General features: G+C 38.9%; 15 protein-coding genes. 6 read left to right on the top strand and 9 right to left on the bottom strand.

Annotation, left to right across the window (positions count from 1 at the left end; genetic code table 11):
- A complete protein-coding gene (locus IPJ86_00910; protein ID MBK7885896.1) occupies positions 1 to 1,869 on the top strand; it encodes a hypothetical protein in 1,869 nt (622 codons plus the stop codon).
- Between the two features lie 105 nt (positions 1,870 to 1,974).
- Here IPJ86_00910 and IPJ86_00905 read toward each other — a convergent pair whose 3' ends face one another.
- Positions 1,975 to 2,868 carry a hypothetical protein gene (locus IPJ86_00905; protein ID MBK7885895.1) on the bottom strand — a complete coding sequence of 298 codons (894 nt, stop codon included), beginning with the start codon at positions 2,866 to 2,868 and terminating at the stop codon, positions 1,975 to 1,977.
- A 163-nt stretch (positions 2,869 to 3,031) separates the two neighbouring features.
- On the bottom strand, positions 3,032 to 3,910 hold the full coding sequence (locus IPJ86_00900; protein ID MBK7885894.1) for an FkbM family methyltransferase: 879 nt from the start codon (positions 3,908 to 3,910) through the stop codon (positions 3,032 to 3,034).
- A 289-nt stretch (positions 3,911 to 4,199) separates the two neighbouring features.
- Here IPJ86_00900 and IPJ86_00895 point away from each other — a divergent pair, with 289 nt between their 5' ends.
- The 4 genes from IPJ86_00895 (at position 4,200) to IPJ86_00880 (ending at position 8,001) form a co-directional block, all read left to right on the top strand.
- Entirely contained in the window at positions 4,200 to 5,756 is a 1,557-nt protein-coding gene (locus IPJ86_00895; protein ID MBK7885893.1) for a DEAD/DEAH box helicase, read from the top strand.
- A gap of 313 nt (positions 5,757 to 6,069) precedes the next feature.
- Positions 6,070 to 6,789, top strand: coding sequence for a PorT family protein (locus IPJ86_00890; protein MBK7885892.1), 720 nt, complete (start codon positions 6,070 to 6,072; stop codon positions 6,787 to 6,789).
- Positions 6,790 to 7,291: 502 nt separating this feature from the next.
- Positions 7,292 to 7,486 (top strand): CsbD family protein, encoded by a 195-nt coding sequence (locus IPJ86_00885; protein ID MBK7885891.1) that lies wholly within the window; start codon positions 7,292 to 7,294, stop codon positions 7,484 to 7,486.
- Between the two features lie 74 nt (positions 7,487 to 7,560).
- Complete coding sequence (locus IPJ86_00880; GenBank protein ID MBK7885890.1) at positions 7,561 to 8,001, top strand: peptidase M23; 441 nt, start codon at positions 7,561 to 7,563, stop codon at positions 7,999 to 8,001.
- A 213-nt stretch (positions 8,002 to 8,214) separates the two neighbouring features.
- On the opposite strand, the gene IPJ86_00875 is transcribed toward IPJ86_00880, so the two are convergent.
- The 7 genes from IPJ86_00875 to IPJ86_00845 all read right to left on the bottom strand — a co-directional run bounded on the left by IPJ86_00875 (position 8,215) and on the right by IPJ86_00845 (position 19,744).
- Complete coding sequence (locus IPJ86_00875) at positions 8,215 to 8,469, bottom strand: hypothetical protein (GenBank protein ID MBK7885889.1); 255 nt, start codon at positions 8,467 to 8,469, stop codon at positions 8,215 to 8,217.
- A 42-nt stretch (positions 8,470 to 8,511) separates the two neighbouring features.
- Positions 8,512 to 9,990 carry a T9SS type A sorting domain-containing protein gene (locus IPJ86_00870; protein MBK7885888.1) on the bottom strand — a complete coding sequence of 493 codons (1,479 nt, stop codon included), beginning with the start codon at positions 9,988 to 9,990 and terminating at the stop codon, positions 8,512 to 8,514.
- The gene (locus IPJ86_00865; GenBank protein MBK7885887.1) at positions 9,987 to 11,297 is read right to left on the bottom strand and encodes a hypothetical protein; all 1,311 of its coding nucleotides are present in this window, start codon (positions 11,295 to 11,297) and stop codon (positions 9,987 to 9,989) included. Before IPJ86_00865 ends, IPJ86_00870 begins: the two co-directional genes overlap by 4 nt.
- A 1-nt stretch (position 11,298) precedes the next feature.
- Positions 11,299 to 12,240: a hypothetical protein gene (locus IPJ86_00860; protein MBK7885886.1), complete on the bottom strand. Its 942-nt coding sequence runs from the start codon at positions 12,238 to 12,240 to the stop codon at positions 11,299 to 11,301.
- A gap of 23 nt (positions 12,241 to 12,263) precedes the next feature.
- Positions 12,264 to 16,217 (bottom strand): hypothetical protein, encoded by a 3,954-nt coding sequence (locus IPJ86_00855; protein MBK7885885.1) that lies wholly within the window; start codon positions 16,215 to 16,217, stop codon positions 12,264 to 12,266.
- Positions 16,218 to 16,408: 191 nt separating this feature from the next.
- Positions 16,409 to 17,449, bottom strand: coding sequence for a hypothetical protein (locus tag IPJ86_00850; GenBank protein ID MBK7885884.1), 1,041 nt, complete (start codon positions 17,447 to 17,449; stop codon positions 16,409 to 16,411).
- Between the two features lie 495 nt (positions 17,450 to 17,944).
- Positions 17,945 to 19,744: an acyl-CoA dehydrogenase family protein gene (locus IPJ86_00845; protein ID MBK7885883.1), complete on the bottom strand. Its 1,800-nt coding sequence runs from the start codon at positions 19,742 to 19,744 to the stop codon at positions 17,945 to 17,947.
- Positions 19,745 to 19,946: 202 nt separating this feature from the next.
- Between IPJ86_00845 and IPJ86_00840 the strand changes: the two genes are divergently transcribed.
- Positions 19,947 to 20,903 (top strand): threonylcarbamoyl-AMP synthase, encoded by a 957-nt coding sequence (locus IPJ86_00840; GenBank protein MBK7885882.1) that lies wholly within the window; start codon positions 19,947 to 19,949, stop codon positions 20,901 to 20,903.
- The last annotated feature ends 338 nt before the right edge of the window (positions 20,904 to 21,241 follow it).

The raw sequence follows: 21,241 nt of genomic DNA, 5'->3' as shown, positions 1-21,241 counted from the left end.
ATGTCTCAAATGCTTACCGGTTTTATTCTGATTCCACTGTTAGGCTATCTGATGAGTTTGCTTATTCCTAAAAATAAGGAAGCCGTACTCTCCGGTTGGGTCTTGACCGTGATAGGTCTTCAGTTGCTGGCTATGATTGTTTTTATAGTAAAGTGGTTAACAGAAGGGAGTCCCACACTTGAAATAAAAACTTTGGTTCTGTACCACAGTAACGATTTCGAGTTTTTTATTGATTATTATTTTGACCGTATCACTGCTGTTTTCGCTTTGACCGGAGCTTTTTTAACATTTATTGTTGCGCTGTTCAGCAAGTACTATATGCATCGTGATGCAGGATTCAAAAGATTTTTTTCGACGATGTTACTCTTCTACACCGGATATAATTTTATCGTGTTTTCAGGAAATTTTGAAACGCTTTTTGTGGGATGGGAGATGATTGGGATTACTTCTTTTCTTCTCATTTCATTTTATCGTGACCGTTATTTGCCGGCGAAGAATGGTTTTAAGGTGCTCTCATTTTATCGGTTAGGAGATATCTGTTTAATTCTGGCAATGTGGCTGAGTCATCATCTATGGCATAAGAATATCACTTTTTCACTTTGGAACCAATCAGAAATGGTGATGTCTCAATTTAATGATCACTATGCCCAATCCTTTTTACTGGTTGTGCTTATTTTTCTTGCTGCTGCTATTAAGTCTGCTCAGTTTCCATTTTCTACCTGGTTACCCAGAGCAATGGAAGGACCTACTACTTCCAGTGCAATATTTTATGGTTCCTTGTCGGTGCATATTGGTGTGTTTTTATTGTTGCGCACGTTTCCCTTTTGGGGGCATGAAGCCATCTTAAAAGGTATTGTAATTTCCATAGGTGTTTTGACCAGTCTTGTTGCCGGAAGTATAGCTATGGTGCAATCATCGGTGAAAACAAAGATTGCCTATGCTTCCATTTCTCAAATAGGATTGATGTTTGTGGAGATTGCCTTAGGATGGCATTTGCTGGCGCTGTTTCATTTTGCCGGTAATGCTTTGTTGAGGACGTATCAGTTGCTGGTATCGCCTTCCGTTTTAAGTTATCTGGTGCACAATATGTTTTTTACATTTACGCCTGCGGTTGATCGTTCTGAGCATGCCCTGATTCGACAATGGAAGAATAGAATTTTTGTATTGTCGGTTAAAGAATGGAACCTTGATTTCATGTTGTTTCGTTATCTATGGCGTCCCTTTAAATGGATCGGAAATCATTTTAATGCATTGCATTCGAAGTGGAGTATCATTTTATATATTGTGTTAAGTCTGTTAAGTTTGATTGCTTATTCCTTCCGGTTTGATATTGCGGCGCATTGGTCGGAGATTGCTCCGGTTTTCATGGCTGTTGTAGCGCTGGTATTGTTAGTCTCCGGTTTTGCAGGCAGAGGAGATGCGCGGCAAGTATGGATCATGGTATTTGTCAGTCAGCTATTTATTGCTTTGGCCTTGATCTGGAACAGTCATATAGAAATGCATCGTGTTGCTTTGTACCTGAGCGGAACGATAGCCGGTGCAGGACTTGGCTTTTGGTGTTTAACTAAATTAGTGGAAAAGGAAGGCGATATTAATTTGCATGAATATCATGGACATTCGTATGAACACCCTGTTTATACGGGAATGTTTTTGATTGCTTGTCTGGCAGTAGTGGGGTTTCCGCTTTCACCTACCTTTGTTGGCGTAGATTTAATGTTCATGAGCATTGCATCCGATCAGTTCGTGATGATCGGACTTCTCGCATTAAACTTCCTGCTCCTGGAGTTGACATTGTTGAGGATTTATGTCAGAGTTTTCCTGGGACAACATAAGAAGAATTACCATCCGATTGCTTTTAAGTCATCGTAAACTCCTGTTGCGAGTATTTTGCGGTACAGGATTAAAAGAAAGGGTCATCCGAAAATGTGGAAGTACTAACTTTCGTTTTTATCTTGATTGAAAAAGAGAGGCCGTTTATTGTTGTTTTGATAATATTATTTTACCTGTGCTTATGGAAAAATTTTCATGAAGTATTTTGTATATGTATAGACCATTGTGAATATTTTCAATACTCAAATCAAATTCATCACCGGAAAGACGGTTGGTTTTATATTCATACCCATCGGTTCCCATCAATGTTATTTCTATCGCGCTGACGGAGGATTGAAGTTTAAAATATCCGGACGAGGGGTTGGGAAAGAGAATGGTTTCTTTTCTTTCCGTTGCAGGAGACAGGCCGGTTACAGCTAAACAAAATACCGCTTGCGCCCAGGTAGAAGGTGTATTGATATTTGCACCGGCAGGCCAGTAATTCCATGCATTAACGGTATTGGTGACATCAAAAGCAATTCCGATGGTATCGTGCACAGTGAGGTCAATTCCGGCCTTAAAAAAGGGTATTTTTATTTCAATGGTATCTGTATTCGGTAATCCGCTTACCATGTTGGGGACAGCTTCCCAATTTTGCTGGACCACCAGACAATTGCTATAATTAGCGGGCATTCCATTCGATTCACAATCCGTTGCAGATACATGAAACCACCAGTCGTCATTCTGCCATGTATTGCTTTTATCATTGTTAATGTCGAGTAGGATTTCAGGAAACCGCATGGAGGATTCAAGATGATTCAAATAGGCAAAATAGAGCGCGGTGCTGTCATGCTTGATCAATACAGTGACCTTTTTGAAATTGTTGATCATAATTTGAACTGAATCCGCTCCCGTCCATTCACCACTGCTGATGACTCCATCAATTACTGCAGGAGTGCTATATGGAATACAGAGTGTAGTGGATTGAGAAAATAGCAGTCCACTAAAAGTTACCAGCATTGCGGTTAGCGTAGAAGAGAAAGAGTTCATTGCTTTCATGGATTGTAGTTTTAAATTTGAGCAAAGGGCCGTATTCCAACCCGGTATTTCTATAGCAAAAGTAAACTACTGAAAAAGTCTGTTGTCAGCGATATGTCAGCTTTCGGAATGGGAATTCAATTTAACGAATGTTTAACTTTTTGAAAACCGTGACCTCAAAAATTTACTTCGCTATAAGATCGAAATGGCAATGGCTAAAATCGGTTGTTGTTGATACGGCTTCTGAAGTGTCAGCTCTGTAAAACCGGCTATACCCTATAGTATAAAGCAATTTAATGAGTTCTTCTGCTGTACTATTGTTCTCCCGAAGATTATTATCATCCAGTTCAATGAATAAAACCGGTTTATTTTTTAATGTGTTTACACCTCCCTTTAAAACGGAGTATTCAAAACCTTCCACATCTATTTTAATAAAATCGACAGGAGGAATGCTCTTCTCCTCCATTATTTTATCCAGTAAGTCTACTTGAATTATTTTATAGGGCAGATTTGTTTCTTCAGCCAAGATCCTGTTCATGCCCGGATTGTTTTCATTTACTTCGTAGAGTTTCAGCTCTGCTTTCTGTTCTCCAAGACCAATATTCAGGAGTTCGATATTACGAAATGAATTCAGTTTAATATTCTCTTCGGCTCTTTTAAAGGTATCCGGATGGGGTTCGAAGGAAATGATTTTCGCCTTCGCATTAAGACTTGCAAAGTACAAGGATGTGGTGCCAATGTTCGCGCCAATATCAAGTATGGTTTTCGCATTTTGAATAGTCTCTAAAACGGAGGTATATACCGGATCTTCTAAACCAAAGTATAAGTAATGATCCACCACATTGCTGATATCAAGTTTGTATTTGATATTTTCTCTGGTGATGGTGCGAAAGCTCTCTTTTTTATACAAATAGTTCGGTGGAACAAATTTTCGGAGCAATGGTGATCTACTCTTACTGGTCAGCGCAACTAAAGCATCTTCAAAGAGGGGTAACGTGAACACGGTTCTGAAAAGATTAATAAATTTTGTCTTTGGCGTTTTCTTTATCTGGTAGCTGGACATGCGGGGTGAATTGATCGGTTTTTATGTTTAAGCATTGCCGGGCAGTATCGCCTTGGAAATCTTTGTAAAATTAGTTGGTCCGGACCATCCTGACAAATATATATGAATACATGCCTTGTCATTGCTTATTAATCGCTTATGAAAGAAGTCCTGGCGCGATTTTATAACTGGTCTGCACCTGTTTAAGAGAGATAATTCATCGGCAATGGCCCATCCGGCCCGTATGAGGGACCATCCCTGTTAAAATTCCATTCTGATAGCGTATCTTTACCAATTGCCATTTCTACCAATGATATCCGAAAGCAGCACGACAACGCAAGAACAATCCATCGGTAAGCAGCTCTATGCTTATCAACATAAGGCCATCGAGGAGATTTTATCCAGACTTAAGGATCATCCTGCACGATACAATCTCCTCTATCAGCTTCCCACAGGTGGGGGTAAAACTGTTATCTTTTCCGAAATTGCCAGACGCTATATTGCCAATACGGGTAAAAAAGTACTGATTTTAACGCACCGATTGGAACTTTGTGCACAGACTGCCGCCATGCTTCAGGAATTTGGAGTGAACAATATGGTCATCAATAGCGCGGTGAAGGAGTTGCCGGTTCCCAATGACTTCATGTGTTACGTGGCCATGGTAGAGACGCTGAATAACCGTTTACGGGATAAGATATTGAATCTGGACACCATCGGCTTAATGATTGTAGACGAAGCCCACTACAATTCATTTGGTAAACTGTTTCGTTTTTATGAGAAGGGGGTGGTGCTCGGCGTTACGGCTACGCCATTAAGTTCGAATATTAATATTAGAATGAAGGATACCTACGACGAGTTGATTGTAGGGGAATCTATTTCTTCACTGATAGATTCCGGCTTTCTGGCAAAAGCAGTGACTTACCATCATCACGTAGGACTTACCTCTTTGAAAGTAGGGCGCAGTGGTGATTATACCGTGAGTTCTTCCGAGCGATTGTACAACAATCATGCGATGCAGGATAAGTTGCTGGCTGCTTACAAGGAGAAATGTGTCGGACAAAAGACCCTCATTTTTAACAATGGTATCGCTACTTCGCAATATGTTTATGCTACATTCCAGGAGGCGGGGTTCGATATAAAGCATTTGGATCATACTCACACTACTAAAGAGCGTAAAGATATTCTCCAATGGTTTCGCGAGAAGAAGGATGCTATACTAACGTCGGTGAGTATCCTAACAACGGGATTCGATGAACCGACGGTGGAGTGTATTATTCTCAACCGTGCTACTAAATCATTGACCCTGTATTTTCAGATGATTGGTCGCGGATCACGTGTTTTGCCGGAGAAGAAGGAGTTTAAGGTGATCGATCTCGGAAATAATTTGCATCGTTTTGGTTTATGGGATGAGCCCGTAAACTGGCCTTCCATTTTTGAAACGCCCGAACTCTATCTGGATGGTATTCCAAGTGATGAGTTTATCGAAATCAATTACCGTTATGAAATGCCGGAAGAGCTTTGCCGGTTTTTCGCAAAGTCTGATCCCATTCATATGGATATCCCCGAGACCCATCGACAGGTCATGAGTAGCGGCCAACGTCCAAAAGTAGTGATCGACCTCTCATTGGCGCAGCATGTACGCATGTGCATGGAGAATAGTTCCTCGGTAGAAGAAGCACTCCATCTCGCCGATCTCCTCAAAGACGAATTTGAGTACCGTATCCGAATGTATGCCCGCTGCCTGAGTAAAACCTCAGAGAGCTATGTGAAATGGCTGCAGGATGAGTATAAACGTACGTTGAAGGTTACTATCATACGTGATTCGCATCACGCTTTCGGGAATGGCAATACAGAAGAGTCGGTATAATTTTTTATAAATTGAATTGCAACATATGTTACACAGTCGTTCAGATAACCATTTGTTTTTAGTTTATACTTTTTCATTAGAGGAGTTTGTTTTTTACAGGGAATAATCAGGTTAAGAAAGTAATTGTGAATATTTAGAATTACGACTTTAAGAGCTGTTTATGAAACAATGCTTATGAGTCAATACTTTACAGTGTGAAAGCTGTGTTCAATATACAGAATGTGTGAATGATGTAAATTTAAAAATAAATTTTGTAAGTGTTTTAAAGAAGACCATGATGATCTTTGCACCTAACGATTAATAAAAATTACTTATGAAAAATTACTTATTGAATATGAAGTCCCTGGTAGCTGGAGCAGCTATATTACTATCGGTATCTACTACAAGTAAAGCACAGGAATCAGATAGCAATAATGATGATAGCAGGAATTGGAAAAAAGGTGAATTCGGAATGCGGTTTATGCCAACATTTTCAGGATTAACATTAAATACAGGTGATGGAGGAACCACTAAAGGAACTGCAAATCTTGGATTTGGAGTGGGTGCCTTTTTTGCCTATAACTTCACTACTCACATGGGAGTGCAATTGGAAGGAATTTACTCATCGTTTTCTCAAAAATATTCTGAAAAGGATGTTGAGAGAGAGATTACGTTGAAGTATTTTAATATCCCACTTTTATTCTCCTTAAATACCGGTATTGATAAATTAGTAAATCTGAATTTAGTTGTTGGGCCCCAAATGGGAATCAGTGTGGGTTCAAGAATTCAATCACAAGGCACCGGCGACTCTACGCTGATTGATCCGGTTCTCGAAGTGAAAAAGGGTGATGTGGGCTTTGCCTATGGTGCCGGAATTGATTTCGGTTTAAATGAAGCAAGAACTATACGTTTAAGCCTTGGATATAGAGGTGTTTTTGGTCTGTTCGACATCAGTGATAACAGCAGAACCAAAAGCACCGACAACTATTATGTGCTTGACAAAACTAAAATCAAAACAAACGCAGCCTACGCAGGTGTTTCTATAAGATTCTAAATAAAAGTAAACTTTTTATAATAAGCCAAAACCGAAAGCCCGTCTTCACAAGAGACGGGTTTTTCATTTACAACCGAATCTCCATCAGCGATTCGGTTTAAGGTATACCATGAAGCGTATCGCTTTTCGCGATTCTGCTTCATGGTTTAAGGTTTAAAGTTTAAAGTTTAAGGTTTAGGATTAAGGTTTAAGGTTTAAGGTGCAAAGATTAGTAGATGCACTGGCTCTTCGAACGCAAGCCCTTATCGGAGCTTTGAACATTAAATTGTGAACTTTTAACATTTAACCTTGCGCTTTAAACCTTGAACATTGAACATTGAACTTTGAACATTGAACTTTGAACCTTAAACTTTAAACTTCCAAAAGTGTGAATTATGCAATTAATTTTCATTATAATATAATCAATTATGCAAACTACCTTTTTACCTTCGCCATTGTATTTAACCATTGCGATGGTTATTACCCGTGTCGCCGGATGCGATAGATAAAAAAATATTACACCATGAACACTACAGAAATTAAAGGAAATTGGAATGAGCAAAAAGGGAAGTTAAAGCAAAAGTTTGCAAATTTAACGGATGATGATTTGCTCTTTGTAGAAGGGAAAAAGGATGAGATGATGGGAAAGCTACAAATTAAATTGGGTAAAACGAAGGAAGAGTGGGATTCGATTATGAAGGATCTGGAAAGAGACTAAGCTGTTTAATTTTTCCTTAGGAAATCAAACTATTTGCGATTTATATTTATTTAAAAGAACCAATATCATAAACAATGAACACATTAAAATTTATAGGCTCTGTTGCGGTGCTACTCGCCGGAACCATGTTTTACAGTTGCAGTTCTTCTTCTGAAAAAGTGGATCAGGCACAGGAAGAAGTTAAAGAAGCTAACCAGGAATTGGATCAGGCAAAAGAAGATTATGCGACAGATCTCGAGACCTATCGTAAGGAAACTGCTGACCGGATTTCGGCCAACGAAGTGCGCATCGCTGAACTCAAGGCCAAAGCAGATGCTAAGAATGAAAAGTTAGACAAGGATTATCAGAAAAAAGTGGCTGACCTGGAAGATAGAAACAGCAAATTGAAGCAACGTCTCGCTGAATTTAAAGCCGATTCTAAAGATGGCTGGGTTTCTTTTAAAGCAGAGTTCAACCATGATATGGAAGAACTGGGAAATGCAATGAAAGACCTTACCACTGATAACAAGAAGTAGTTAAGTTCAACTTTTTTGAACTTTTAGTTCAACACCATTTCGTTTATCGGGGCAAGAATTTATTTTATTCATTTCAAGAATCTATGGGTGATTTCAGCGATTGAATATTTTGAATTTTTGCCTCATGAGCGAAGGTTAGTTGTTATCATTAGATTTACAATTTGAAGATGTGTTTTTATTATGAATAATATATTTTAGGGAGGAAGTTATATTTCATATCGGAAGACAAGCTAGTTTTAAGAAGTATTTCAGGATAAAAGGGGTAATTCCTCCTTCTTCAAAAGCGATTTCCACCTCATTCATCACTTCTTCGTTTAGTAGTTGTAATTCATCCACATTATTAACTAAACTATTATTAAATCCGGTATCGGCAAGGATAGCATTGTCTTTTTCTTTTGATATACTGACGTTACCATAAGCATATTTTGAGAGAACAAGAAGTAGCAGTATTTTAATGAATGACCTCACGTTTTGATTATTAATTTTTTACAACTCCTGCAACTTTGACTTCTATCTCACAATCACCAACTTTTTGACCACCCTTTCAAACCCACTCCTGATCGTTGCTGTATAAATTCCCTCACTCAATGCTGGGAGGTTTAAGAATTGCAAGGAACTCCAGGGTGGTAAATTCATTTCATAAACGAGTTTACCTGTTATATCATACACTTCAAAAAACCCTGAATGATTTTGTGGGAGCAAATAAACAATTTTTATTAGTCCATTCTCTATAGGATTAGGAGAAATCCCAAAATGAAAATCATGCACGACCTCCTCAATTCCTACCAAACTATCACATATACTACCAACCACCCGACCAAGGTTGTAGTTGGGGTGGTTAGGAACAGCTCTGAAATGCCATACACCCAAACTAACCGCATGCTGCTGTACATCACAGGCTAAACCTGCACTGTCGGGATAATTGATTTCATGTAAGTGCTGTACGCCATTGCCGGAAGTGAGGTAGATTTTGCCGTTGGCAGCAGGGTATTCATTCAAAAATGTAGTAGCAGCTTGAGGTATTGGAAAAGAGAATCCATCATAAATTGCAACTGTATCTACCTGTGAGGTTGTTGTATTGACCTGGAAGATATAGGCGGATGTATTGGTGTATAAATACTGACCATTTGGAGAAAACGACAAACCCCAGATATATGCACCCGAAGAAACGGGGATTACTCTTGTGTTTGTAAAATTACCTGTACACCTGTCAAAATCACAAAGAATCACAAAGCTATTACGGTCAACTGGGTTGTCGTAGATATTATATGCAAACAAATTACCTTCTTTATTAAAGCAGATTTGAGAAACATTTTTATAGGGATGAGGATAGAAATTCAAAGATTGTGTATCTATCGACACAACACCTTGGTCTGTATAAAGCAATTTGTAAATTTTATCACTACTATCTTTCGCAATAATTATCCACCAATCCCGTCCATTTGCATGTTTGCAAGCAGTTATTCCCCAATTTAATGAATCATCAATAAGTAAATTGTTTTTACTAATAACGCCGCCTAAACCAGCATCCAGATTCATATCTATTGTTGAAAAATATACTCCACATCTTGAAGAATTAGGATCAAGTTCCGTCTGATGAAAAAGAGTGTACCCGGCAGTATCACCAGGTGTAGGAATAAAAAAGTTTCCATTCGGAATTAATAAACCATTCGGAGATCCATTTACAAAATACCCAGGATTCAACCCACTTCCATTGAGCATAGTATCGTTAATGGCATTGGCGATCCAGACTCCATTACTACTCATTAAAAAATTCCCTTGTGCATCGCAAATGTTGCCTTGGGTGCCTCTAAAAGGCATTTTTCTGAACTCTGTTTGATATTGAAAAGAAGTACTATCAAAAAACATTCGTCCTTTTGGCACCGTCTGTTGCGACTGATTTCCAATTAACCATTCATGATTGTATCCCTGGCCAAAAGAATTTTGGAAAATAACAAGAAAGATAAAGATATTAAAGAACGTTTTCATCTGATTATTATTAGTTTCTCCCGACAAAGGTGGCTTTTATTCTTTCTTGCAATCACATAATAAACACCTTGCGTAAAATATTTAGTTTGCAAATAAACTGTTTCATTGAACGATAAGTTGTTTTTGACAAAAAGTTCACGACCATGTATGTCCGTTATCGTCAATGAAAATTGTTCATCGCCAAAGCCTTTCATTTTTATTTCCGTCTGGCTGGAGGCAGGATTTGGCTTAATCAACATATGGGGTATTATGCCGTTTACTAATCGCTTTGTTTTTAATATTCCCTGTGCCAAACATACCGCAGCATCATTGTACTCTATGCTATCGTTAAAAAATGAGAAAAAGTACCGTGCCCGGAATACCCCTTGTCCACCCTGAAACGGACATTGGCTGGCAATTCCAAAAATTTGTTCGCGGTAGGGTAAAATACCTTCAAGGCCTCCTTCTTCAAAAGCGATTTCTACTTCATTCATAACTTCTTCGTTTAGTAATGGCAATTCATCCAAATTATCTACCAAACTATTATAAAATCCTGCATCCGCTAAAATAGCGTTGTTAGCATTGCGCAGTTGCTGTATCACGGTTGCATAGATGTTTTGGGAAATATTCAATGATGCCCTAAATCCTGCAATGATCGAGTCATAACTCAACTGCGTTTCCATTTGCATATTGAGATAATAACGAATGGAATCACCAAAACTCTTTATGGTGCTGTCCATTGATAACAATACCGCAGCCAACGAATCTTCAACCTCACCATACTCCTGAAGGTTCAATTTTGTCTGATACAAATTGAATAAAACCGATTCATTATTAAGGAAATTTTGAAAAACAATATCGCTACCTGTTAATCCAGTATCCCGCATCAGTCTCTCATAAAGCATCAACTGAGCAATGCTCTGGGTTTCTTCAATGTAATCTACGCTGAGCAAACTGTCTAAGGCAATCATGGCCAGAAGTGAAGGAGATCCTTCATCGCCTACGTATTCTGACTGGTAGCAAGTTGTAGAATCAGGACACGAATATGTGGGCATATTTAAGTCCGGTTCAAACCAACCTGAATTATCCACATAAGGAGGTGGAAACGGAGGTGGTCCTAAGTTGATAGGGAATGTCGGATTATAGGTGCTACCAAGGCTTGGGTCAACAAGAAAAAGTGATTTTAATACGTCAGACTGAAAAATCGCATTCATATTCACTGCTCCGTACCATGGTGAATAATTCCCAAGCCACTGGTTTCCGGCATGCGTCTGCGTGTCGATCACTGCTGTACTGTTCAAGTGCAATCCTTCCAAATGGCTTTTCATTTTATTGCCCCTGAAATTGGTAAAAAAGGTTGGAGCTTCCAAAATGAAAACCGTAACCGGTACTATCCACTGAATTACAACCAATCTGGCAGGAAGTACTCACCTGACAGGAAAGACCCACTCTTGAGGTATTTGATCTGGTATATCCTGTTACACTATTTTGAGTAATGTTGGCAAAGCTACAGCCCAATACTGAAATACCGGTACTGCTGATAGCCTGTTCATCACCCTCATCCAGTTTAATTACATTACACCTCACTTGGGGAGAGGCTACATTTAACAGCTCAATCCCTGCTGTCCCATCTACCACACGAATTTCATGGTTCCAGGCTACTTCATAATTTCCGCTCACACTGTTCTTTGACTCACGTACGGCAATACCCACACCCGAACTCAACCCATCCACTTTGATGAAATTTCCGGCAATAATGTTGTAATCTGAACCGGCATTATTATAAAACAACGCTCCGTAGAGTGTAGCGTTGATGGTATTATCAGTAACCAGGGCATACTGTCTGTATTTGTTGCCGGAGCATTCTACGCCAGTCCGCACATTGTCCATGATGCAATACTGCAAAATTAAATCACTGTAATTATTATACACACCACGATGACAATTTAAAATGGTTGTGTCAGGATAATTAGCAGGAATGAGCTGTAAGTAGGAAGGGTTGTAGTTTAGATCTCCTTCACTAACAACAGCCGAACCGTCAGAAGCAGTATGATAAAAGTTATCAAATTTAATTTCGTTGAACTTACAGTTTTGAATTTCCATCTGTGTGCGTAAGCCAACAATTCCTTTGTTCATCCTGTAAAAAAACGAAGGAGTGCCTGCACCATCTCCCAAAACCATCACTGCATCGTTCATGTCTATTCCGGCATAAGGGAGAACACCATGCGCAGGTTGTCCGATGTAATTTGGTTTAAAACTGGATCGAAACATTCCAAAGGTAGCCTCACGGATAGTCAAATATCCGGGAAAATGCCTCCTGTCGGGCCTACAACTTTTATACCTCTAACAGAGTTAGTGATTTCTGATTGTTCAATCAATACCTGGCTTGCATCCAACATCTCTGCTCCAATAACAGCATCCTGAATACTGCTGTGATTTCTGGCTTTAAGTTTTGAATCTTCGGTCAATGTAATACCTTGCCACATGGTATCACAGGAAATAATTATGGTACTATCTAAATCTAATAAGGCATCACGCGTTGCAATAATATGCGCACCGGCAGCCGTGAACACTTTGCAATTGACTAAAGTTAAATCACTATTGATCACAAACGACCCTTCCACATAAATAGAGGTATCTGTATAAACTCCGGCATAATTTCCCGACGAATCACCCGCCAGAAACAATACTGCATTTGAATCTATACAAGCGACCCCAACAGTCACACAGGTACTATCTATCAAACTATCTATACCTGCATAAGTATTAAGGCTATCATAGTCGGAAAATAAAATCTTAACTACATTGTAATTATCAACACAAGCACTAGGAATGCTAAAAAAACCGGTAACCACCACCGTATCATAACCCTGAGCAGGAGTAATAATATAAGGTGGGATTGAGCCGATCAGATTAAAATTCGCAGGCAGTATTTCATCAATGTACACAAAACCGGAATCTGCATTGTTAGCCCAAATTTCGATGTAAAAACTCATGGTGTCTCCGGCTTGAATAGAGGATTGACTAGCAGTTTTGTCTAGTTCAAAGCAATCAAAGCAATTACTTCCCTCAATTAAAATTGATCCTTGATAAGTTGCAGAGGATTCAAATACAGTTGAGCAATAATCAATAGCACTAAATATAATTTTTGGAAGAGAATCACTGGTGTATAAACAAGATGGTATTAGTAATGCTTTTACCTTTATTTCTTGCCCTTCAAAAAAAGCATCATTAGAGAATCCCAAAGAATCCATCACTCCGGCATTAATAGGATAATTACCTGTCGTGGAATTATAAGTTAAAAAATCACTTTCAGTATTCGTTTCACTGTTTACCAGGTAAAGAGCCAGTACTCCCATTCCCTGGGGAATACTATCAAGTTTAACAAATGTCGGATATAAGTATCCGCTACCGGTGGAAACAAAATCAGCATCAACAATAATGGTATCACATAAAGAATAGGTACTATATTGATTAGGACTTTTTCCTGAATTGCTCAAATTGGCATTACTTTTTATCAGGGTAATTGTTTGAGAGGTGTCATTACAAACGGAATCTTCATCAAAGGGGCTATTTGGAAATCCATTGCAATTCCATCCCACATGAAAAGTAAAGTAAGAGGTATCAGATAATGTACTATCGCAATTCCTAAAACTGGCACATAGAAGCCCCGTATCTACCTGATTGATGGCGAATAAACTATCAATTGGTAATATTTGCCCGAGAGGATATATTGTGTCAGGGGTGTAATATACCCAATTATGTAAGAAGGGTATACTTGCGGAATCAGGTATGGCAAGGTAAACATAACTTGCTGTAGAGGAATTTATATCATCTTTGATTTTAGTAGATAAATTTTTAATAAATATTTGTGTACAAACCACATTTCCTGTCACATTAATTGTTGTTGGATCGGTTTGTAATTTTAAATTAGGAAGAATCGTGAATATTTGATTCGTTGCGGTAGCTTCTCTTGATATTTCATTTATTGAACAATAGGCAGTATCTACACAGGAAATACTGTTGTTTCCAAATTTAATAATAGCCATTGAATCTTTCGAAACAAGAAAATTAGAATTGCTATCACAGCCTAACGGACTTAAAGTAAATTGAAGTATTCTACGGGTTAAGTTTGATTTCACATACATATTTGTATCTAAAAGTGCAATAGGATACAAAGTATCAGAAATACAAACCGGAGGAGATAAAGTGGAATCATAAATTGTAAAATTACCTATACTATCTATCACATCAAATGCAACCCAATTTGTAAATTTAGCATAAGGGTCATTCATAAACTTAAATTCATGCCTCATTTTTGAACCACTTATATAATAACCGGGAGGTACTTCAATTTCATAACTTTTAGGCCAGAGCATTGGAGGGCGATATTCAAAAGGATACATATTGATTACATCCGGAAAGTTTGCGGAAACCGTATGGGATACTACTGTCAGAAATTTATCACATCCGATTGCCGTATCAAGGACAGAATAATTTCTAGCTTCCTGAGAAAAGAAATAATGAATACCTCCAAAAGTTTCGCAAAAAAACAAGCGATTGTTTGTGTGCGATGTATCCATCAATTGAAATGAAGTATCATTGGGGTTAATAGTAATATTAAGTGAATCTCGGAGTTCTGATACCGTATTAACCATTTGCGGAATGTCGTGATCTTGTTTTTTTCCGCAAAGCCACATTTTATTTGTTATCTCAGATTTAATCATTGAATTCGACAATGATGGTGAATCATTATTACCACCAATAAAATTGCCACAATTAGCATATCTCACTTTTAATCTGAAACGTTGTCCCTCATAAAATCCTTTAAATGGGTATACTGAATCAAGATAGGGGGTATTGGACCCTAAATTTCCTATAAGTTGATTAAAAGAATCAATACTTCCATCAAAGGTAAATAACATTCGATTTTCACTTTGGAAAATGTCCAAATATTGGGATAAATTTGCTCCACTTACGTTCAATTTATACAGTGTACGTGTACTGGATGTATCTAGTGAGAACCCTTCACAATCAATGCAATTTGCAGGGGTCATAATGCTATCAATAAAAAAAGTGAACTCCAGAGGAAAGGCCTTCATGGTATCGAGTCCGGCAGGCATAATTCTGGATAATTGCAAATAAGGTAATGTAAGACCAATATCTTTTAGTTGGAGATAGCTATACCCATCAGAGGTGGTATCGCCTTCCTGGAAAAATGAGGTCAATTTATCTTCAAGCTGATCACCATAAGAAGAGAAATGTCGGATTAAATCATTTTCATGAGCGGTAAACCAAGGGCTTGGGTTCATGATTTGGACTAAGGAATCATCAGCCAATCCATCGTTGTTTGAATCTTGTAAACCATAGCTAATGCGTTTCATTTTATAGTCCTTGACAATAATGCCTGGTGCTAAACATCCCGGACAATGAGTGAAAATTCTACTACCTGAAGAGGAGAGAGGAATCCAGGCATGGCATGAAATACCGGTGCAATTTGGAGGTTGCAAATGTGAAGTATCAGTATACGATAAATTCAAACAGTTATCAGGATTAGGGATAAGATGGAATTTTACTTCAAAATCAGTTGCAGCCGGATTACTATTGCAACAAGCCTGCAGATTAAAAATGAACTTACCACCATTAATTGCTCGAAGCATGAGCGTGTCTTCCAAATTAAAATAGAAAAAATAATTTCCTGTGTCGCAAGTAAAAACCGGAATAGAAGTATGATAAAATTCAGGGGTAATAATTATATTTTTCCCACTATCCACATCAAAATACTGAAAAAACACTTCACTCTCTCTATCTTTTACCACTAAACCCCTCTCACAATGAATGGTAGCTCTCAACCACCCTGATAATTTAGGTACTCCTGTATATCCAAATAGTTGGTAATCCACTTGCCTTGCGACGATATTTTTACTTTCAATTTCAAATCTTGCAGAGTCTCCAAAAGTTACCCCTGAAGGAACGCTTAAATCAGTTATAGATGGAATGAACTGTAATTTCAAATCCAAATTAAAAGTAGTAGATGCAGTTGCAGGATTAATATTATATAAGTAACCTCCAGGTACAACCAATGAAGCTTGATCTCCACAAACAGTGATTCCTTCCACATTCACCCGCCATTGATTAAAAAACTTAGGTTTATTGAGCAATTCTAAATCGTTTTCTTCTCCACATCTAAAAGTGCTAAAGCTCAACCAAACTGTGTCGCCGGGTAAAAAATATTTAATTGAACTCAAAGCCTTTTTCAATGGATAAGGAACAAAATTGGTACACAAAACTGAATCATCCCTTATCATTGTATCTGTAGATATGATACAATTAGAGCAATTAGAAATTATAGAGAAGGTCGAGTATGGGATTAATGTTAAATTAGTAACACTCTCAATATTTAAATATTTTAAATCTATCTTCAATGAATCAATTGCACTCACTCAGGATTGGTGATAATATATTCCCAATGTAAAAAGGCAGTATCGTTAAGACAGCTTTCATCATTGGTAGGATTGGTTAAAGATGCAGGAGCTAACTCTACTTTTACTTGATGCAGTTCGGAGTTGATGACGCTGTATGATTTAATGTAATTATTTTGACAATCGCTACAAAAGATATTATCTATGGCAGGGGGAACGTTACACCTCCAGTTGAAATTGACATTTCTGGTGCACGTATTATTTGTACAAATCGTATCACAATAAATACATAAACTATCAATAGCTAATTCTTCAAATATCAAGGTATCATTTGACAATAATGTAATTGGGATTTCGGTTCCTGAAGTATATGCAATGGGAAAACCATTTATTCCGACTCTAAAATTAAGAGCAATGGGAGGTAAACTAGCACAATAATGGGAACTATCGTGAAAGAAGCGAACAAGAATATTAGCGGTGCCTGAATTTGTATTTTTATACATAAAAGTCATTTGTATTGTATCCAAATAATTTGCAAAAAAACCGGAAGTGCCAATATTCACTATATGTGGCTTAAAAACTACGATCGATGCGGAGGTATCAGCATTCCCACCAAATGAATAAATATGACTTAAAGAATCTGTCCAAACTTGAGATAAGGTTAGCGTGCTAGTGTTATTTGATGTAGGAATGACCGAACAATCAATATAAATATGATAATATAAAGTACATATATCAGTACTATTAATGGTTGCTGTCCACCTCCCGGTATTCGTATCCAAAACCTGATCACTGACGGGTAACGATGAACTATCTAAAGAAAAAAGTAACTGAGAATGGTTAATGGAATCAAGGCAACTATTTACAGTTGTCCCATCAAAATTTAAAAGAGGCTCAATACTTAACCTATGTAAACTATTTGTTTGAAAAATAGCAACAAATTGATTCTCTAAACATGCGCCAATGGTCCCATTTGCGGATAAATTTACCGGTATAGAATCTGCTCGAACAAAATACTGAAAAAAGAGGAATAAAATAAGTAATAGAACTTTTTTCATAGCGAAGCACTATTAAAGAGTTAACTTTAAACTAAAGAGTTGAATATACAAATATATGATTTTAATTGAATTTAAAACAATCAATCATTAATTTTATACTTTAGTTAAATCCACTGCTCCTATTGTTGTCGCTGCGGAATTCGGAATTCGTCACTTTTGAACACTAAAAAACGTATTATTTATAGAACGCCCATTCAAATCCTTTAGAACAATAATTTTTTGATGGCTTCTTACAGATTCATTTTCACCTGGTTCAACTTTAGACTATGTTTTTATTGCCAAGAAGCAAAATCTATTTTGTATTTGAATGGATTATTGATCGTAGTTGAAATATTCGGTATTCATGAAATAGTCCACTTCAATGTTCAATCATCATTTAATATGGGATAGATTCAATCTCATCGGTTTGAATCGTCTGATAAATGAATGGTCAAATTACAGTCGACCAAAATACAGCTTTGGGTTAGAATGTGATTTAAAAACCCTACCCTCCTCTCAAAAACAATATTTATTTTCCTCTATCAGTTTTTTCGCGATCCTTCTTCTGGCTTCAATGGTATTGACCGGTGTCATTTTACTGAATCGTTTTAATCCCATTTGAAGCATGCGTTGCTCATCTCCTTCACTCATGGCATTGATGGCATTTTTCCCGCTCACATTTAACCGGTCCAGCGCATCAAAAAGATATACACGGGCCATATCTATTTCCAGCGCACTCCCTGCTTCTCCGCGGATACCCACCAGCTTTTGAACACGAAGTAAAATAGATTCAGCCATATAGGTGTCAATGGCCATATCGGCGATGCGCATGAGAATTTCCTGTTCTTTGGCAAGGGTCATCATGTACTTTTGTACTGCTGTGCCGGCTACCATCAAAATGCACTTTTTCATATTGGCGATGGCCTTGTTTTCGTCGTCAAAAAGTTTGCTTTCGCCGTTGCTGAAATCAGGAATAGCCATCAGTTCTTTTTGGACAGCCATAGCAGGTCCCATCAAATCGAGTTCGCCCTTCATCTCACGCTTGAGGATCATATCTACAGCCAGCAAGCGATTGATTTCGTTGGTGCCTTCAAAGATGCGGTTGATGCGGGAATCTCTATAGGCGCGGTCCATCGGAAAATCAGCGGAGTAGCCATAGCCACCATAAATTTGTACACCTTCATCCACTACAAAATCGAGCACTTCGGATCCGGCTACTTTCAAAATGGCACATTCTACAGCATATTCTTCTGCAGCACCCAGCAAGGCTTTTTCAAAGCTCATGCCCGTGGCCATCAACTCCTGTTCTTTGTTTTCAATGAGGTTGCTCACTCTGTAAATCGCCGACTCAATCGCATAAATACGAATCGCCTGTTCAGCAAGCTTATGTTTTATCGCTCCGAATTTCGCGATCGGTAATTTAAATTGTTCCCTGGTATTGGCATATTCCACCGACTGTGTAGCGACTTGTTTTGATCCGCCCAATGCAGCAGCAGCCAACTTGGCACGTCCGATGTTGAGGATATTGAACGCGATCAAATGTCCCTTTCCGATTTCGCCGAGTACATTCTCCACGGGAACTTTGCAATCCATGAAGAATACTTGTCGGGTAGAGGAACCCTTGATGCCCATTTTATGTTCTTCTTCACCCAAACTCAGTCCGTCATAGCCCTTCTCTACAATGAAACCGGTGAACTTATCTCCATCAACCTGTGCAAATACAGTAAAGATATCTGCAAATCCGGCATTGGTGATCCACATCTTTTGTCCATTCAGCACATAATGTTTTCCATCGGCAGATAATACAGCTTTTGTCTTCGCTGCCAATGCGTCGGAACCGCTTCCGGGCTCAGTCAGGCAATACGACCCTTTCCACTCTCCGGTAGAAAGTTTAGGCAGGTATTTCGCTTTTTGTTCCTTGTTTCCGAAGTAGAGGATGGGCAATGTCCCGATACCGGTATGCGCTGCCATCGCTACAGAGAAAGAATGTCCGGCGCCCAGAATTTCAGTCATCAGCATCCCTGTCAGAAAATCTTTTCCAAAGCCGCCATATTCTTCGGGAATTGAAACTCCGAGAAGACCTAACTCCCCGGCTTTATCCAGCAAGGAGGGCATTAAGCCGGGCTCCAGTGCATCGATACGGTCGAGATGAGGGTAGACGTGCTGTACCAAAAAATCATGCGCCATATCCGCCATCATGCGATGTTCTTCACTGAATTCTTCGGGGATGAAAACGGAAGAGGGATCGGTGGATTTTATTACAAATTCTCCTCCTTTGAGGGCTTTGGTGGAAGTAGTATTTTGGGTGGTAGACATATTCAATGTGCTTGAAGTAAATTTTACGTAAAGGTAGATACAAATGTTACGCAGTTAAATCAAAGCAAGGGTGTTTTTTTTAACAGTGATTTAGCAGGCTGTTTTGTGGATGGGGCTTCGGGAGGAACAGAGCTTGGAGTGGAGGTATTTGGTAATTTCCGATCGGTTGTCGCGTTTTAAATTTTACTTTTGCAGTGGAGTTATGACAGAAACAGGTGTAGATATTTTAGAGGCGGCGAAATTACTTTCTGCCGGACAACTGGTGGCCATCCCTACAGAAACGGTATATGGTTTGGCTGCCAATGCCCTCGATGCCGATGCGGTAGTGCAGATTTTTGCAGTGAAGGAACGTCCGGCTTTTGATCCGCTGATAGTGCACCTGAAGTCTTTGGAAAGTATGTATGATTATGCGTCCGAAATTCCTGCCACGGCCATAGCCTTGGCCTCCGCTTTCTGGCCGGGACCTCTTACTCTGGTACTTCCCAAAAAATCTATCATTCCGGATCTGGTGAGTTCAGGTCTCTCCACCGTCGGACTTCGTGTACCTTCGCATCCCTTAACATTGGCTTTATTGCAGCAACTTCCCTTTCCACTGGCTGCTCCCAGCGCGAATCCTTTTGGTTATATCAGTCCAACCACGCCTCAACATGTCCATGATCAACTGCAGGGAAAAATTCCCTATATCCTTGATGGTGGTCCCTGCTCAGTGGGTGTGGAATCCACGATAGTCGGTTTTGAGGGAGAGCACGTGCTGGTTTACCGGCTCGGCGGTCTAACGCTGGAGGATATCCGTAAAATAGTACCCCATGCTCAATTGCAACTTTCTTCCTCTTCTGATCCGAAAGCACCCGGAATGCTGCTCAGTCATTATGCTCCCCGCAAGAAATTGCTGTACGGGGATCTGGAACATCTGCTGAATCACTATTCGGGTAAACGCGTTGCCGTTATTTCATTCAGCAAGGATTATAGCGGATATTCCGGTGTGGTCAGCAATGAAATTTTGTCTCCGGAAGGAAATCTCACAGAAGCCGCAGCCCATCTCTTCACCGCCATGCGCAAGCTGGATAAATTGGAGGTGGAGATGATCCTGGCGGAACCTGTACCGGATGTAGGCCTTGGTCGGGCGATAAATGATCGGCTCCGAAGAGCATCGGCGTGATAGTTGCCAAAAAATACAATGAAATGAAAACATTTTAAAACTGTTTCCCGAAGGCAGAAGAATTAAATATCCGCAAGTGACAAAATTAAATTTTTGGTAAATAAAGATTTCGTCTTCATAGAAATTGTCAATCTTACCACTAAGGCACTAAGGACACGAAGAATCACGGAGGACTTTTCTTAAAGCAATAACACAATATTCATTCAAAACATTCATCAAAGGAGACTTCGGGACATTAATTCATTATGAATAAATTTCCCCTCAACTAAACATTCATCATCCCGAGGCTTCGGGACATCAATTCATCAACTCATTAATTCATTAATTCACTTTTTGTG

The organism is Bacteroidota bacterium, from assembly GCA_016713925.1.
Lineage (GTDB): Bacteria > Bacteroidota > Bacteroidia > AKYH767-A > OLB10 > JAJTFW01.
Note: the sequence above shows the minus strand (reverse complement) of the source record. Positions and strands in the feature narration are given on the sequence as shown.

Coding starts and splice junctions, on each gene's coding strand:
- IPJ86_00910 (MBK7885896.1), top strand. CDS start 1: ATGTCTCAAATGCTTACCGGTTTTATTCTGATTCCACTGTTAGGCTAT.
- IPJ86_00905 (MBK7885895.1), bottom strand. CDS start 2,868: ATGAAAGCAATGAACTCTTTCTCTTCTACGCTAACCGCAATGCTGGTA.
- IPJ86_00900 (MBK7885894.1), bottom strand. CDS start 3,910: ATGTCCAGCTACCAGATAAAGAAAACGCCAAAGACAAAATTTATTAAT.
- IPJ86_00895 (MBK7885893.1), top strand. CDS start 4,200: ATGATATCCGAAAGCAGCACGACAACGCAAGAACAATCCATCGGTAAG.
- IPJ86_00890 (MBK7885892.1), top strand. CDS start 6,070: ATGAAAAATTACTTATTGAATATGAAGTCCCTGGTAGCTGGAGCAGCT.
- IPJ86_00885 (MBK7885891.1), top strand. CDS start 7,292: ATGAACACTACAGAAATTAAAGGAAATTGGAATGAGCAAAAAGGGAAG.
- IPJ86_00880 (MBK7885890.1), top strand. CDS start 7,561: ATGAACACATTAAAATTTATAGGCTCTGTTGCGGTGCTACTCGCCGGA.
- IPJ86_00870 (MBK7885888.1), bottom strand. CDS start 9,990: ATGAAAACGTTCTTTAATATCTTTATCTTTCTTGTTATTTTCCAAAAT.
- IPJ86_00865 (MBK7885887.1), bottom strand. CDS start 11,297: ATGAAAAGCCATTTGGAAGGATTGCACTTGAACAGTACAGCAGTGATC.
- IPJ86_00860 (MBK7885886.1), bottom strand. CDS start 12,240: ATGTTTCGATCCAGTTTTAAACCAAATTACATCGGACAACCTGCGCAT.
- IPJ86_00850 (MBK7885884.1), bottom strand. CDS start 17,449: ATGAAAAAAGTTCTATTACTTATTTTATTCCTCTTTTTTCAGTATTTT.
- IPJ86_00845 (MBK7885883.1), bottom strand. CDS start 19,744: ATGTCTACCACCCAAAATACTACTTCCACCAAAGCCCTCAAAGGAGGA.
- IPJ86_00840 (MBK7885882.1), top strand. CDS start 19,947: ATGACAGAAACAGGTGTAGATATTTTAGAGGCGGCGAAATTACTTTCT.